Origin of the sequence: Paenibacillus oceani (genome assembly GCF_014705615.1) — a bacterium.
Classification (GTDB): domain Bacteria; phylum Bacillota; class Bacilli; order Paenibacillales; family NBRC-103111; genus Paenibacillus_AB; species Paenibacillus_AB oceani.
In genome coordinates, this window is record NZ_JACXJA010000001.1 from 279153 (window position 1) to 292330 (window position 13178).

Genomic DNA, 13178 nt, shown 5'->3' on the forward strand with positions numbered 1-13178 from the left:
ATTTGCACCGCCTCTTATTTGCTCAACTGTGCCGCTATATCTTTATCGTGGGCTTCCGCAGCGTCGCGCAGCGCAGTATTGATGTCCTTGGCGCCGGTTACGATATCCGCGAAAAGCTGCTGCTGGTACTTCAAATCGAGCGATTGGAATTTCGTCACCTCGGTCGGAGAGGCCAGCTTGGGCCAGATGATGTCTTTGTTTTTGCCTGCCAGCTCGGGAACGTCCGCGCCATACTGCTTTAGGAAATTGGAGTTGTTTTTCATGATGGGAAGGTAGCCTTGCTTAGCGTAGTAGGTTTGAAATTCCTCGGATGCGAGTGAAGCGATGACTTGGAAGGCGATGTCCTTGTTCTCGCTCATATTCGTGACGTACATGTAGTTCGGGTACGTCTGGGGACCGGTGCCGGGGGCGTCCTTGCGTTCGGGAAGCCGGATCATGTCCCAGTTCAGCTCTTTCGGAAATTTGTACAGCTGCCAGGTGTTATCCAACCCGACGTACATGGCGGACGTCCCTTTCACGAACGAGTCGACCATTTGCGCGATGCTGGGGGTGGTCGTCCAGTTGTTGCCCGGTATTTGAAAGAACCTGGTGAGGAATTCCGTCTCTTTCTTATAGGCATCATTCGTATATTGCGCCTTGAACGTCTTCGGGTCCTGCCCCGGCACCGATTTCTGATTCAGCAGCATCATATGCCAATAGGTGGCGGTTAATCCCCGGTAAGAGACGCCGGCTTCGGTGCGCGACAACTTCTTGACCGCTTCTTGCAGTTCGTCCCAGGTCGTGCTGCTTGTCGGAAGAGGCACGCCGAATCGGCTGAACAGATCTTTGTTGTAGAAGAGGACCAGCGTATTGGCCGTAAAAGGAATGCCGTAAACGCCGCCGTCTGCGAACCGCCTCTGGATCTCGACGGCCGACGGCTCGATCGCGTTCAGGTCGAAGCCGTACTTCTTGATATACGGCGACAGCTCGAGCTGCAAGCCGTTCTCCAGCACCGAGCCCGGGGTTGATCCGCTGGGAGCGGTAATAATATCGAATTTCTCCCCGGCAGCCAGATAGGTGGCAGTCGTCCTCGCCGCTCCGGCTACGACCATGGTCGGCAAATACTTCAACTTGACGTGCGGGAACTTTTTCTCGATAAACGTCCCGAAATGCGTCTTCATGAATTCTTCGGTAAATCCGCTCATCGTTCCGTGGAGCGTCAGCTCTACCGGCTCGCGGGGAGGCTCTGCAGGCTTACTTGTCCCGTTATCGTCTTGTTGTCCGTTCGGTGCTCCTGTACCGCCGCCGGCGGAGCATCCTGCTGCAAACACGATCAGAGATGTCATGGCAACCAGCGTCCGTTTCCCCATCTTCATTCGGTGTTCCTCCCCTTCGATTAGGTACTGATCATCCTTGCCGAATAAAGCTCGCCATGGATCGATTCTCCGAGCAGCCTAGCCATATTGTGACCCATGACCAAATCAAGCTCTTCCCGCGAGAGTCCCGCTCCCAGCACTTTGCCGATGTTGCTGGCCAGGCAGGCGCCGTACAAATCCGACCCGAAAATAACCCGCTCCGCTCCCAGTCTGCGTACCGCGATATTCACTTCCGCTCCGCCGATCGGAGATCCCGAAGTGTCCGTGTAGACGTTCGGGTAAGGCGCGATCCGATTGACGGCGCTCTCCACCTGCCCCGCCATATGAGCCATAAGAATCCGCGCCTCCGGATACCGGCGGGCCAAGTTCGCGACATGCTCAGCCGTAGATTCGTAAGGCAATTGACCGACCGTCTTGCGCCAGGCGTGGATGAGGATGGGCACCCGGTAGGCGATAGCCTGCTCGATGAACGGATACACCAGCGGATCGTCGCACAGCGTAGCCACCCACAGCTTGAGGCCGATCATCCGCTGGTCCTCGATGCGGCGGCGGAAATCCTCCAGTGCTGGCCGGCCGTTCCGGGGATTGACATAACAGTAGCCGGCCACCCGTTCCGGATAGCGCTGCATAACGGCATACAGCTCATCGTTGGATGTACTCACCTTGTCGAAGGACGGGTAGTATCCCATACCGACGACCGTGGAGCAGACGAACAGCTTCACACCGAGCCGGTCTCCTTCCTCCAGCGTACCTGCGGCCAAGTTCGGTCCGTGCAGATGCACGTGCGCGTCAATCATGTTCAATGCGTGACTCCTCCTTTTTTCTCCTCGTTGCTTCTCGGACCGATAATGGTATAAGAACCGTACATGTTCCACCTTGGCTAATAATCAGCCGTACATGATGTATTGTATTCGAATAATTATGGTATATGTACCTTTCCTGTACCATTATTTATGTTCAGTATAGCTGTTGCGGTAAGCGGTTTCAACCTTTATTTTTTGAAAATATCGGAAGCTGCTTCGCCGAAAGCCGAATACGTACGTCTCTATAACATAATAAGAGGCTTTGGCATGTTCTATTTACGGCATAGAGGGATGATCGAGAGGAATAAAGGCGGTTTGGGCCCCTTATTTCTGCCAAATGATGGAGGGTGTACCCTATTCGCGGATATTAACGGTTCCAAACCACCCTTATTTCCCCATCCAAGCGGCTTCTCGGCAAAATAGAGGGTACAAACCGCTCTTACTCGGCAAAAAGCCCCGAATCCACTCAAGTGGAGCCGGGACTTTCTTCGATTTTGTGCTCGATCGCGCCTTATATCTTTTTAACAAATTCCGATTTCAGCTTCATCGCGCCGAAACCGTCGATTTTGCAATCGATGTCGTGGTCTTCATCAATCAGCCGGATATTTTTGACTCGCGTGCCTATTTTGATTACCGACGAGCTTCCTTTTACTTTCAGATCCTTGATGACGGTTACCGAATCCCCGTCGTTCAGGATGTTCCCGTTCGCATCTCTAACCACTTTCACTTCCTCGCTGTTTTCGCCCTCCGCTTCCAATGTCCACTCATGGCTGCATTCCGGGCAGATCAGCAACGTTCCGTCCTCATACGTGTATTGGGAATTGCATTTCGGGCAGTTCGGCAAAGCTGACATGGCTCATATCCCCCATTCTTCTAGTTATGCAGGCAATCGTTAAGCCTACCGCGGATATACCCGCAGACTCCCTACCAATATACTTGATATTCGGCAGCGATTCTACTAAAAGCAGCTTTTCCGGAAAATATGGCCGCTCCTCCCAAAGATGACAAGGAGTAGTCAGCTCCGGTGCTTTATACTAACAACCTTGAACGATAAACTTAACGTAAAGAGCTGTTCCGTCATCGTTCATTTCGATCGGCTATGGTCTGCCAGGCCAAATGGAAACCGGCGAATCGGCACCGACCCGGACAACTTTGACTTTGAACGACAGTAAGTGTCACCTGGACGTTCCCGGGCTTACTCGTGCTGCTTGATCCATGCGTCACCCAGCCAGGTCCGGATCAGCAGCCAGTCGTTCCAGCGCTCCAGCGCATCCACCTCCTGCGGATCGAGCTGCGCCAGTATGGCCGACTCGTCCGATTGGGGGGACGGATACAACGGAGTTTGATCCGTCAGCTTAATACGTTCTTTGTACGTCTCGCTATGTCCTTGGAGATAAGAGCCCGCATCCAGCTGAATCCATTTCGGCCCGAGCCATGTGGGTACCCGATACCAGTTCCCCAGCCGTGCCTCTGCTGTCACTTTGGCTGGGCCCAGCTTCGCGCCGACCGGGTATCCTTCCTTCGGCCGACTGTACAGCTGTACTTCCTTGAGCAGTTGGAGCTTCTCCTCGACGTTCTCCACCGGGTATCGTTCGCGCCACAGCTTGTACCCTTCCGACGCCAGATACAGCCCTACGTTCTTATTGTCTTCCCATATGTCCGCGAACGTCCACAGAGGCAGCTCCGTCTCCGCATGATACGCACCGATCTCCGCCGTAAAGCCGGGACGCCCGAATCGCATAATAAACCAATCGGTGAATCCTCCGCCGGAAGGATTTTTCTCGGGCTTCATCAAGCCGTATCCGGTCATCGCGCTGATCGTATCGGCCATGTTCGTGTCTCGTGCCAGATGTTCGGACAACGTATTGAAATGCCAGTACAACACTTCGCCGGACGAATGATACGACAGGGCGATTTCCGGGTCGGTCTCGCTGACGAATCGAATCATGGCCGCCGCCTCCGCCGTCTCGGCCGGGGCCGTCCCTTTATAGTTTTTGTAGCCGGGGTAGGCCGGAGAATTCCGAATGCCGTCCCACATCGCCGGATACTGCCTGTTCACATCGATTCCTTGGGCGTTAGCCTTCCAGCGTGCGAAGTTAACGCTATGGCCGTTCATGACCGCCAGACTGGCATGCCAGTAGTCGGGAAAAGCGTTCAGTCCTTCCTGCTGCAGCGCCACACCGTCCGGGTTCACCATCGGCACCAACCAGATCGAGCAGCGGTCGAGTATATCCCGTACGTCATAGCCGTCGTAGCTCACATGGTTCTCGTACGCATAAGCGTAACGGTCGATCAGATACAAGATGAGATTGGTCCCCATCCATTCCCTGGCATGCTGGGCTCCGTCGATCAGGACCTGTGCCTCTCCTTTGCCTAACCGGACCGCCCGGATCTCACGTCCGAACAAAGTATGGCCGATCGTTCTCACTTCGATCAGATCCGGATAAGCTTCGGCCAGCCTATCGATATGTTGGATCGTCAAGGCATACGTGATCTTCTCATAAGGATTCACTATATTCTTGCTAGTCTTGTCCGATTCCGGGACGGCTGCGTGCACCGTTCCCAGCATCATAGCCGCGCCTAGAAGGACTGCCAGCATCGCAGTCAACCTTCCGCTTCTTCTCGTTCTCACCCGGCTGCTCTCTCCTATTTCATCGAATGTAGTTCTAGTATGATGAGAAAAATTACCTAATGGGTTTATTTATTTTAATAGATTATCGACAAAATTACTATATACCTGTCATAAACTTAGGTATATTGTCATATTTTGATAGATCATGTAGAATGGTTCGATAGCACCATATACCGATACATAGAGGAGAGATTACAGGATGGCAGGAACGTGGAAACGAATAACCGTAATGGCATCACTAGTTTTGATCGTATCGCTTATCGCGTCGCTGACGGCGTTTGCAGCAGCCGATAAACGGTTCGATGCAAAAAACGGCAACTATGTCACGATATCCAGCTATGTAGAGACACAGAAAATAAAAGACGTCGGTTACGGCGAGACGATGTATGTCGTATCCGCACCTGTGACGATCACCTTTCACGGCGAGCTGTCCGACGAAGCGTCCATCGCCAAGTGGGTTGATGACGAAAGCCTGGAATACGTAGAGATCAAAGACAACAAAGCCGTGCTGACGGAAGCTGTCGATTACGGCGTGTTCCCTGTATTCAAGGGAGAAGCCCGGGGAGACAATGACGCTATTATTTTGAAAGTGGTAGCCGGCACGGAGGAAGCGAGCAAGCCTGAGCCGGCGCCGGCACCGGAAACCGCTGCGCAGTCGGCAACCGCGAACCCGACAGCCTCCAAAGTGCTGGTGAACGGCAAGGAAGTATCTTTCGAAGCTTACAACATCAACGACAACAACTACTTCAAGCTGCGGGACTTGGCAATGGCCGTTAACGGTACCGAGAAAAACTTCGAAGTGAGCTGGGATGCCGTCCAGAACGCGATCGCGCTCACCACCCAGAAAGGCTACACGCCGGACGGAAGCGAGTTAGCTGCTTCCGGCGAGAAAGCAAGCAAGCAAGTAACGCAAACGACCGCAAAGGTGACGCTCGACGGCAAAGGCGTCCAAATTACCGCGTACCACATCGACGGCAACAATTACTTCAAGCTGAGAGACGTCGCCAAATTGATGAATATCGGCATCACTTGGGACGCCGCAGCCGGGTCGATCGGCATCGATACGAAAGCGGCTTACGCGGATGAGTAATCGTGACGGTTAGGCGGCTTACCGCCCGCTAATCGCCCGGCGCGGCAGCTTCACCCGGACATCCGACAAGCTCCGTCCAGCGGTCTGCTGAGCGGAGCTTGTGCTTTTTGCCGGCGCCTATCGGGTCATACCTGAAAGGCCGATACCGAACGATTCAGTTCTTCAGCCAGACCGGCCAACGACTGAGCTGACCCGGCCGTCTCCTGGGATGCTGCGGCCGACTGCTCGCAGGAGGCGGCGATCATCTCCACCGATTCCCGGATCGTGGCCGACTGGGCCGTCTGCTCCTCGGTAGCGGCCGCAATCTCCATGATCCGGGAAGACGTCTGCTTGACCATACCGACGATGCCGTCGAACGCCTCCCCGGTTTTGTCCGTGTCCTCCACCGCTTTACTCGTCGCTCTCACGCTGTCCTTCATATTGCTCTGCATCCCTTTAATAATCGCCGATATTTCCTTGGTAGCGTTGCCGCTGCGTTCCGCCAGCTTGCGCACCTCATCGGCTACGACGGCGAACCCTCGTCCCTGATCCCCCGCCCTGGCTGCTTCAATCGCTGCATTCAGAGCAAGCAGGTTCGTCTGCTCGGCGATCTCATCGATGACGGCGACGATCTCCCCTACCTTCTCGGAATCTTTCTCCAGCACCTCGATTTGCTCGTTCAACCGGGTAATGCCCCTAATGGTGTTGCCGATAATCGTTCCGCCCTCTTGGGCCATGGTGGACATTTTCTCGGAAAAATCTGCGGCATCCACCGCGTTTTTGGATATCGATTCCATGCTGAGATTCAGTTCCCGGAACAGCTCGTTAATTTGCTGGGCGAACTGCGCCTGGCTCTGCGTGCCGCTCGCCACCTCTTCCGTAGTCGCGGATATTTGCACGGCGGCCGCGCCGACATGCTGGGCGGACGAGATAATATTGCGGACAAATTCCTGATAGCTGTCCAGCATCTTGTTGAACGAGCGCGACAGCTCCCCGATCTCATCCTTGCTCGCATCCGGCAGTCTGGAGGTGAGATCTCCTTCATTGTTAGCCAGCTCCTGCAATTTACTGACGATCGTCTGCAGCGGCTTAAGCTTCACAAACAGTAGTCCGATCGAGGTCATCATCGCGGCGACGGCCAATACGATGGCTGCTATCGTTATGTACAGAAACGTATGGAATCCGTCCTCGGCAGCCTGGAGCTCCTGCTCGGCACGGGTGTTCATCAAAGTCTGGAACCTGGAGATCGGTTCGGCGATGATCTGCTTATTCCGCTCGTACGCGTCGTCGAACATGAGCTGCCGGGCCTGGTCGAAGTTTCCGGCTTCCACAGCCCGGAAGGCGGCCTCCTCGGTCTGAACCAGCGCGTCCGACTTCATCTTCGCCTGCGTAAGAAGATCCAGCTCCTGCGGAGGCGCATTCATTGCTTTCAAGCGTTCGACGACGCGGTCTCTCGACTTCGTCTCGTTCACTTCGCGCCAGTAGTTGTTGTAGAATGTTTTATTGCCGAACTGTACATACTTTCGCGCCTCGTCCGTCAAATAATTGGAGGCCCGCTCCAGGTCGAAGCCGAGCTGTTTGAATTCCGCCTGGCGGGAGACGGCCTTCTGAACGTCAAGGTAATGGCTGCGGAGCATAAGAACCGAGAAGATCAAGACGATTGCCAGCCCGGCAAAAACAACACCGAGCACCTTCAGAAGAACAGAAATTCTCATAGAATGTACCTCCCGTTAGTTGTATTGCACTTGATGATCAAACAAGCTCCCTTAAGCGAGACCGCATCCCCTCCCGGTACAAAAAGAACCCTTCTCCATAGAAGGGTTCTCCGGCATACAACATTCTACTGGGAACCCGGCTGTTTTTGCAGCATTGCGTTGCACCGATGGATGTACGTTCCTGCCAGCTTGGCAAGCTTCCATTCTCAGTAGAATAAGGTCAGTATAAGTTGAAATATGTCGTTTCATGTCTAATTATAGATCGATATACCTAGAGTGTAAATAAGTACATCAAAGATTTATAAAGACCCCGCCGATTGACGCAGCGTGCAAGCTTCAATCACAATCCTGCAGCTCCTTCATTTCGCTCTATTGACTTCATCATCCCATCTGTGTATTCTGTGTATGTAATAGATACACAGTTGAGAGCGGGTGAACCGTTACGAAAATTATTATTTCCAACGTATCCGATCCTCCCATTTATCAGCAGATCAAGGGGCAAATTAAGGATGCCATCCTTCGCGGGGAATTAAGCGAAGGCGAGCTGCTGCCGTCGATTCGGGCGCTGGCGAACGATCTGCATGTAAGCGTCTTGACAACCCGAAGGGTGTACGATGAGCTGGAGGCCGAAGGCTTCGTAACGACGCGGGCCGGCAAGGGCTCTTACGTCTCCCAGGGCAACCTGGAGCTGCTGCGCGAATCCAAGCGGCATATGGTGGAAGTGAAGCTGACGGAAGCGTGGCAGCTGGCGCGTTCTTTGGGAATCCGCAGAAGCGAAATGTACCGGATGATGGATTTATTATTTGAGGAGGAAGAGGGCGAGGCGTGAGATGAACCCTGTCATGGAAGTAGAAGGGCTGAACAAAAACTTAGGCGGATTCGAACTGCGGGATGTCAGCTTCTCGCTGCCGGAGGGCTGCATTACCGGGTTTATCGGCGTGAACGGGGCCGGGAAAACGACGACCATCAAATCGATTCTGGGGCTGATCCCGAACGATTCCGGCGAAGTCCGGATGTTCGGCAAAACGATGGAGAAGCACGCGCGGGAGCTGAAAAACCGGATCGGAATCGTATTTGATGAAGGGTACTTTTATGAGGATCTGACGATGGCGGAGATGAAAAGCGTCCTCGCTCCCGCTTACTCCACCTGGGATAACGCCGCCTTTAGCCGGCACATGGAACGCTTCGGGCTGCACCCTGCCCATAAAATATCGACGCTGTCCAAAGGGAATCGCATGAAGTTCGCGATCGCCCTCGCGCTGTCGCACCACGCCGATCTGCTCATCATGGACGAGCCGACGAGCGGTCTTGATCCTCTGGTCCGCAGCGAGATTATGGAGATTATGCTGGAATACATGAAGGAAGACGGCAAAAGCGTGTTTTTCTCGACCCACATCACGTCCGACCTCGACAAAATCGCGGATATGCTGATCCTGATCGATAAGGGCCGCCTTATTTTCAACGAGGACAAAGACCTGCTGCTGGATACGCACGGCTTCGTGAAAGGGGACCGGGCGGACCTGAGCGAGCATACCCGGAAGCTGTTTCTGACGCTGCGCGAGACCCGTTACGGATTTGAAGGGCTCACCGCTCATAAGCAAGCGGTTAAGGAGCAAATGAACAAGGCGCTTATCGAGAAGCCTACAATTGAAGATATTATGCTCGGCTATGTCAGGAGGTAACAGGCCATGCTGCTCCATCTCGTGAAGAAAGACTCTCTGCTGGTCAAAAAGTATTTGATTCTGATGTTTATCGCCGCGATCGCGCTTCCCGTGTTTATCCAAATAAAAACCGCCTCTCTTGGCGGCGGCGGGTTTCTGGCTTTTTTTATAAGCACGCTGTTCATTCAGTTCATCATCTTTAATTCCGTATCGCTGCTCGAGTACAAATTCAAAGGCTCGGCTATGTTATGCGCGACTCCCTACGGCAGAAATGCGCTCGTTCAATCGAAGTATCTGTTTCTGTTGCTGCTGTTTGCCGGCTGCTGCGTTCTGTACACGTTGACGGCTTTGCTGATCCCGGGTCAGCTGGACCTGCTGAGCCTGTCCGACTTCGGCAATACCTTTTTAATCCTATCGGTCGTTTTCTCGATTATGATCCCGGTGCAGTACCGTTTCGGATTCGAGAAATCCAAATATATATTCTTTTTCAGTATCTTTATTACGCCGTTCCTAGCCCCTGTCGTTATGCAATATGCGCAAGCCCGCAACTTCAGCTTCCCTGCGGCGTTCCCGGGCCCGCAGATCGTTCAGGACCTGGCGCCGATTGGGCTGGCACTGGCTGTCGGCGTTGCGTCGATGCTGGTTTCCATGCGTATTTTCGGCAAACAAAACTTGTAGCTCTTCCCATGCAGAATATCGCGGGCCTGTCATTGAAGCTTAGCTGAAATCGACTTTAGAAAGCCAACGCCGGACATTTTCAGAACATTCAGCGTTTTGACAGTCAGTTGGCCGCCTTTGCCCTGAATCCATTGCTTGGCTGGTTGATCGAATTCCACATTCATCGAAATCGCCCCTTTTTCGCACGAGTCGTTACTTATCAGTATAGGGCGGGGGGACCCCCTACTCAACGCGCGGCGCCTTTGTAAATGTTTCCATAGTGGCAGGCTGCCGGCGGGATCACTGCCATTTCATCTCGCTCTTGCCTTTCCGGCTTAGAACCCCGAACCCTTCGGAGTACGCTTTGTCCAGAAACATCGGCAGCCGTTCCTTAAATCCTTCCGCAAGCGGGAGTGAAGGCAGCTCGTCTCGATGCACCCAGCTCAGCTTGCCTTCCCCCGTCTCTTCCAGCAGCTCCCCTGAGTAGGAACTCGTTCTATAGCTAAACACCATATATTTATCCTGTGTCTCTTCATGGAACCAGTACACAATCCCGCACAGTTCGAGACCTGATACCGTCAGCCCGGTCTCCTCTCTCACTTCTCGGATCGTTGAATCGATGATGCTTTCCCCTTCTTCGATATGTCCTCCCGGAAAAGCAAGCCCTTTCCACGACTTGATCCGGTCCTGCACCAAGACCCGGTCCGTCGCCGGATCATAGATCATGCACATATTGGTCAATTTGACATTTGGCAACCTTCAACACTCCAACCCAGACGTATAGTAATTTCTTCAACCGGTGACAATCCCGATTACAAATCCATCATACCCTGTACAGCCGCGCATGAATAGTCGTTACGTTGCCGTAATTCCGGGTTCTTCCGCCGGATAAATTGAGTTTAGCCATAGTGGGAACGTATTCTGTAAAACTTAAATGGTATAATACCAGCATCCTTCTATAGTTTTTTCTAATGCTTGTGTTACCCATCCCCCTATTAATAAAAACTTTAAGGTGATTCCAATGCTCGCATTTACCCGATTGACCAAATGCAAACCCCCGATCCCGTAATCGCCTTGAAAGCGAATTGAGATTTTCAATGTTATAGGGGGATTTGCCAGTGGAAAGAAAAATCTACAACACCGTCTTTATGGCTGCTTATTGTTCTTGTCGGTTTTCCGCAAATCAGCGAAACGATATATACGCCTTCCTTGCCGGACATAGCCCGTACGTTGCAGGCAAGCGGCAACACGATTCAACTGACGCTCAGCATTTACTTTCTCGGCTTCGCCCTCGGCGTATTTTGCTGGGGAAGGCTGTCCGATTCGATCGGACGGCGTCCCGCCTTGCTTTGGGGAATTTTCGTGTACGGAGCGGGAAGCCTGGGATGTTACTTGTCGAATTCGGCGGAATGGCTGCTCGTAAGCCGATTCATTCAGGCTTTTGGCGCCAGCAGCGGTTCGGTCGTGACCCAGACCATACTCCGCGAAAGTATCGATGGAGCCCGGCGTCATGCCGTATTTGCCCAAATATCGGCCGCTCTCGCCTTTACTCCGGCCGTCGGGCCGTTAATCGGAGGATGGGTCGATCAGTCGCTCGGGTTCAGGGCGGTATTTTTCACCCTGGTGGCGATGAGCGTCGCTGTGTTCGCGTACACCTGGACGTCTCTTCCCGAGACCAGAGTGTCCCCGCCCTCGAACATCCGGGTTGCGACTGTAGCGAGGCGGCTCGCTTCCGATAAGAAGGTATGGGCGTTCGGTTTTCTTATAGGCGCCGCCAACGGGATTTTGTTCAGTTATTATGCGGAGGCTCCCTTTATTTTTATTGAGTTTTTTCAGATGACGCCCGGCGTGTTCGGATTCCTCGGCATTTTTGTCGCGCTGTCTTCCATCCTCGGGGCGATGTTATCCAAGAAGCTGCTAACCCGGCTGTCTGCGGAGAACATCATCGTGCTTGGCACCGCGGTAACGACTGCAGGAGCCGGATGTCTCACAGGGCTCGCTCTGTACGGGATCGGCCCGACCGTTCTGTTCCTCGCGCTGATGGTAGCCTGTCTCTTCATTCTTCTGCTGGGGATCGGCATGGCGATTCCGGGCTGCCTGAGTTTGGCGCTTGTCCGTTATGGCGATGTGCTTGGGACAGCCGGCGCCATTTTCGGACTGGGTTACTATATAGTCGTCAGCCTGATTACAAGCGGCATGAGCTACCTGCACAACGGCTCGTTGGTGACGATGCCTGTCTATTTCCTCGCAGTGGGTCCTTATGGTCTTGGTTAGCCGGTCGATTGCCGGTCGCACAGCCCGGTAATCTTCTCCGGAACCCTGCCCTATGCGGGTTGTACGATTATTCGTCTAAGCATGTGAAAGAAGCTGCCCCTAAGTCTGAAGAGACTTCAGGGACAGCTTCTTTGTTGACGATACGGATGTGTAAGCTTTCCCATCCTGCTTTTCGAGCGTCATGCCAGGCTCCGTTCACACTCGGGCCACATTCAGAAGTTCGCCCCATGCTCTCCCGTCCATCTGATAGAGCTGGTTCAACAATTCGATCTGAAACGTCCCCGGGTGTCCGGGACCGGCGACCCGCTCCGCCGTCTCCGCGGCGGCTCCGTAAAAGGATAATGCGGCAACGGAAGCGAGCACCGGGTCCTGAACCGCTGCAAGAAAGGCGCCGATCACGGAAGTTAGCAGGCAGCCGGTACCCGTAACCCGCGTCAAGAGCGGTGTACCGCCGCTGATCCGGCAAGTGACCGACCCGTCGCTTACATAATCCTCCGGCCCCGTCACGACGACGACACAGCCGAGCGCCTGTGCCGCTTGCCGGGCCAAGCCGCTTACGTCCTTCGCTGCTCCCCCTGCTGCGTCTACGCCTTTAATCGCCCACGCTTCGCCGATGACATTGGCCACCTCCGGGGCATTCCCCCTTAAGACCGCGATCCGAAGCTCCTTCATGAGGCGCCGGGCGGTCTCGGTCCGGTACGGAGTCGCCCCGGCCCCCACCGGATCGAAGATGACCGGCACCTGGTGCTCGTTAGCCGACTTGCCGGCCAGAAGCATGGATTCCACGACGCTTGCATCCAGCGTCCCCATATTCAGTACGAGAGCCCCCGAGATCCGGGCCATATCGGCCGCTTCTTCCTTCGCGTAAGCCATCACCGGCGAGGCGCCTAAGGCCAGCAGACCGTTCGCGGTAAAATTGGTGACCACCACATTCGTAATATGATGCACTAGCGGATGCGCCTCTCTTACTTGATCCAGCGACGCAATGATCGCAGATTTGTCCATGTTCTTC

12 protein-coding genes and 1 pseudogene are annotated in these 13178 nt (G+C 54.0%); 5 read left to right on the forward strand and 8 right to left on the reverse strand.

Going from position 1 to position 13178, the window contains the following annotated elements; genetic code table 11:
• Positions 1-14: 14 nt before the first annotated feature.
• The 4 genes from IDH45_RS01255 to IDH45_RS01270 form a co-directional block, all read right to left on the reverse strand.
• Positions 15-1355, reverse strand: a complete 1341-nt coding sequence (locus IDH45_RS01255) for an ABC transporter substrate-binding protein (protein WP_190923877.1) — start codon at positions 1353-1355, stop codon at positions 15-17.
• A 20-nt stretch (positions 1356-1375) separates the two neighbouring features.
• Positions 1376-2152 carry an amidohydrolase family protein gene (locus IDH45_RS01260; protein WP_223836299.1) on the reverse strand — a complete coding sequence of 259 codons (777 nt, stop codon included), beginning with the start codon at positions 2150-2152 and terminating at the stop codon, positions 1376-1378.
• A 517-nt stretch (positions 2153-2669) separates the two neighbouring features.
• Complete coding sequence (locus IDH45_RS01265; RefSeq protein WP_190923881.1) at positions 2670-3011, reverse strand: zinc ribbon domain-containing protein YjdM; 342 nt, start codon at positions 3009-3011, stop codon at positions 2670-2672.
• A gap of 342 nt (positions 3012-3353) precedes the next feature.
• Entirely contained in the window at positions 3354-4790 is a 1437-nt protein-coding gene (locus tag IDH45_RS01270) for a M14 family zinc carboxypeptidase (RefSeq protein WP_190923883.1), read from the reverse strand.
• A gap of 199 nt (positions 4791-4989) precedes the next feature.
• Here IDH45_RS01270 and IDH45_RS01275 point away from each other — a divergent pair, with 199 nt between their 5' ends.
• Entirely contained in the window at positions 4990-5880 is an 891-nt protein-coding gene (locus tag IDH45_RS01275; RefSeq protein WP_190923885.1) for a hypothetical protein, read from the forward strand.
• Between the two features lie 125 nt (positions 5881-6005).
• Here IDH45_RS01275 and IDH45_RS01280 read toward each other — a convergent pair whose 3' ends face one another.
• On the reverse strand, positions 6006-7574 hold the full coding sequence (locus IDH45_RS01280; protein ID WP_190923887.1) for a methyl-accepting chemotaxis protein: 1569 nt from the start codon (positions 7572-7574) through the stop codon (positions 6006-6008).
• Between the two features lie 448 nt (positions 7575-8022).
• On the opposite strand from IDH45_RS01280, the gene IDH45_RS01285 reads away from it, so the two are divergent.
• Genes IDH45_RS01285 through IDH45_RS01295 form a run of 3 tightly spaced genes read left to right on the forward strand, consistent with a single transcriptional unit; the run spans position 8023 to position 9913 of the window.
• Entirely contained in the window at positions 8023-8403 is a 381-nt protein-coding gene (locus IDH45_RS01285) for a GntR family transcriptional regulator (protein WP_190923999.1), read from the forward strand.
• 1 nt (position 8404) lies between these two features.
• Positions 8405-9256, forward strand: a complete 852-nt coding sequence (locus IDH45_RS01290) for an ABC transporter ATP-binding protein (protein WP_190923889.1) — start codon at positions 8405-8407, stop codon at positions 9254-9256.
• 6 nt (positions 9257-9262) lie between these two features.
• Positions 9263-9913 carry an ABC-2 transporter permease gene (locus IDH45_RS01295; protein WP_190923891.1) on the forward strand — a complete coding sequence of 217 codons (651 nt, stop codon included), beginning with the start codon at positions 9263-9265 and terminating at the stop codon, positions 9911-9913.
• A gap of 29 nt (positions 9914-9942) precedes the next feature.
• On the opposite strand, the gene IDH45_RS34565 is transcribed toward IDH45_RS01295, so the two are convergent.
• Positions 9943-10077, reverse strand: a complete 135-nt coding sequence (locus IDH45_RS34565) for a hypothetical protein (protein ID WP_263364753.1) — start codon at positions 10075-10077, stop codon at positions 9943-9945.
• Between the two features lie 115 nt (positions 10078-10192).
• On the reverse strand, positions 10193-10648 hold the full coding sequence (locus IDH45_RS01300; RefSeq protein ID WP_190923893.1) for an 8-oxo-dGTP diphosphatase: 456 nt from the start codon (positions 10646-10648) through the stop codon (positions 10193-10195).
• Between the two features lie 354 nt (positions 10649-11002).
• Between IDH45_RS01300 and IDH45_RS01305 the strand changes: the two are divergent.
• Positions 11003-12197 (forward strand): annotated as a pseudogene (locus tag IDH45_RS01305) (multidrug effflux MFS transporter).
• A gap of 164 nt (positions 12198-12361) precedes the next feature.
• Here the strand turns inward: IDH45_RS01305 and thiM are convergent.
• A complete protein-coding gene (gene thiM, locus IDH45_RS01310) occupies positions 12362-13171 on the reverse strand; it encodes a hydroxyethylthiazole kinase (RefSeq protein WP_190923895.1) in 810 nt (269 codons plus the stop codon).
• Between the last annotated feature and the right edge of the window lie 7 nt (positions 13172-13178).

What these genes read in the sequence shown, in the direction of transcription:
- IDH45_RS01280 (WP_190923887.1), bottom strand. Translation starts at nt 7,574, where the DNA reads ATGAGAATTTCTGTTCTTCTGAAGGTGCTCGGTGTTGTTTTTGCCGGG.
- IDH45_RS01265 (WP_190923881.1), bottom strand. Translation starts at nt 3,011, where the DNA reads ATGTCAGCTTTGCCGAACTGCCCGAAATGCAATTCCCAATACACGTAT.
- IDH45_RS34565 (WP_263364753.1), bottom strand. Translation starts at nt 10,077, where the DNA reads ATGAATGTGGAATTCGATCAACCAGCCAAGCAATGGATTCAGGGCAAA.
- IDH45_RS01295 (WP_190923891.1), top strand. Translation starts at nt 9,263, where the DNA reads ATGCTGCTCCATCTCGTGAAGAAAGACTCTCTGCTGGTCAAAAAGTAT.
- IDH45_RS01255 (WP_190923877.1), bottom strand. Translation starts at nt 1,355, where the DNA reads ATGAAGATGGGGAAACGGACGCTGGTTGCCATGACATCTCTGATCGTG.
- IDH45_RS01260 (WP_223836299.1), bottom strand. Translation starts at nt 2,152, where the DNA reads ATGATTGACGCGCACGTGCATCTGCACGGACCGAACTTGGCCGCAGGT.
- thiM (WP_190923895.1), bottom strand. Translation starts at nt 13,171, where the DNA reads ATGGACAAATCTGCGATCATTGCGTCGCTGGATCAAGTAAGAGAGGCG.
- IDH45_RS01290 (WP_190923889.1), top strand. Translation starts at nt 8,405, where the DNA reads ATGAACCCTGTCATGGAAGTAGAAGGGCTGAACAAAAACTTAGGCGGA.
- IDH45_RS01275 (WP_190923885.1), top strand. Translation starts at nt 4,990, where the DNA reads ATGGCAGGAACGTGGAAACGAATAACCGTAATGGCATCACTAGTTTTG.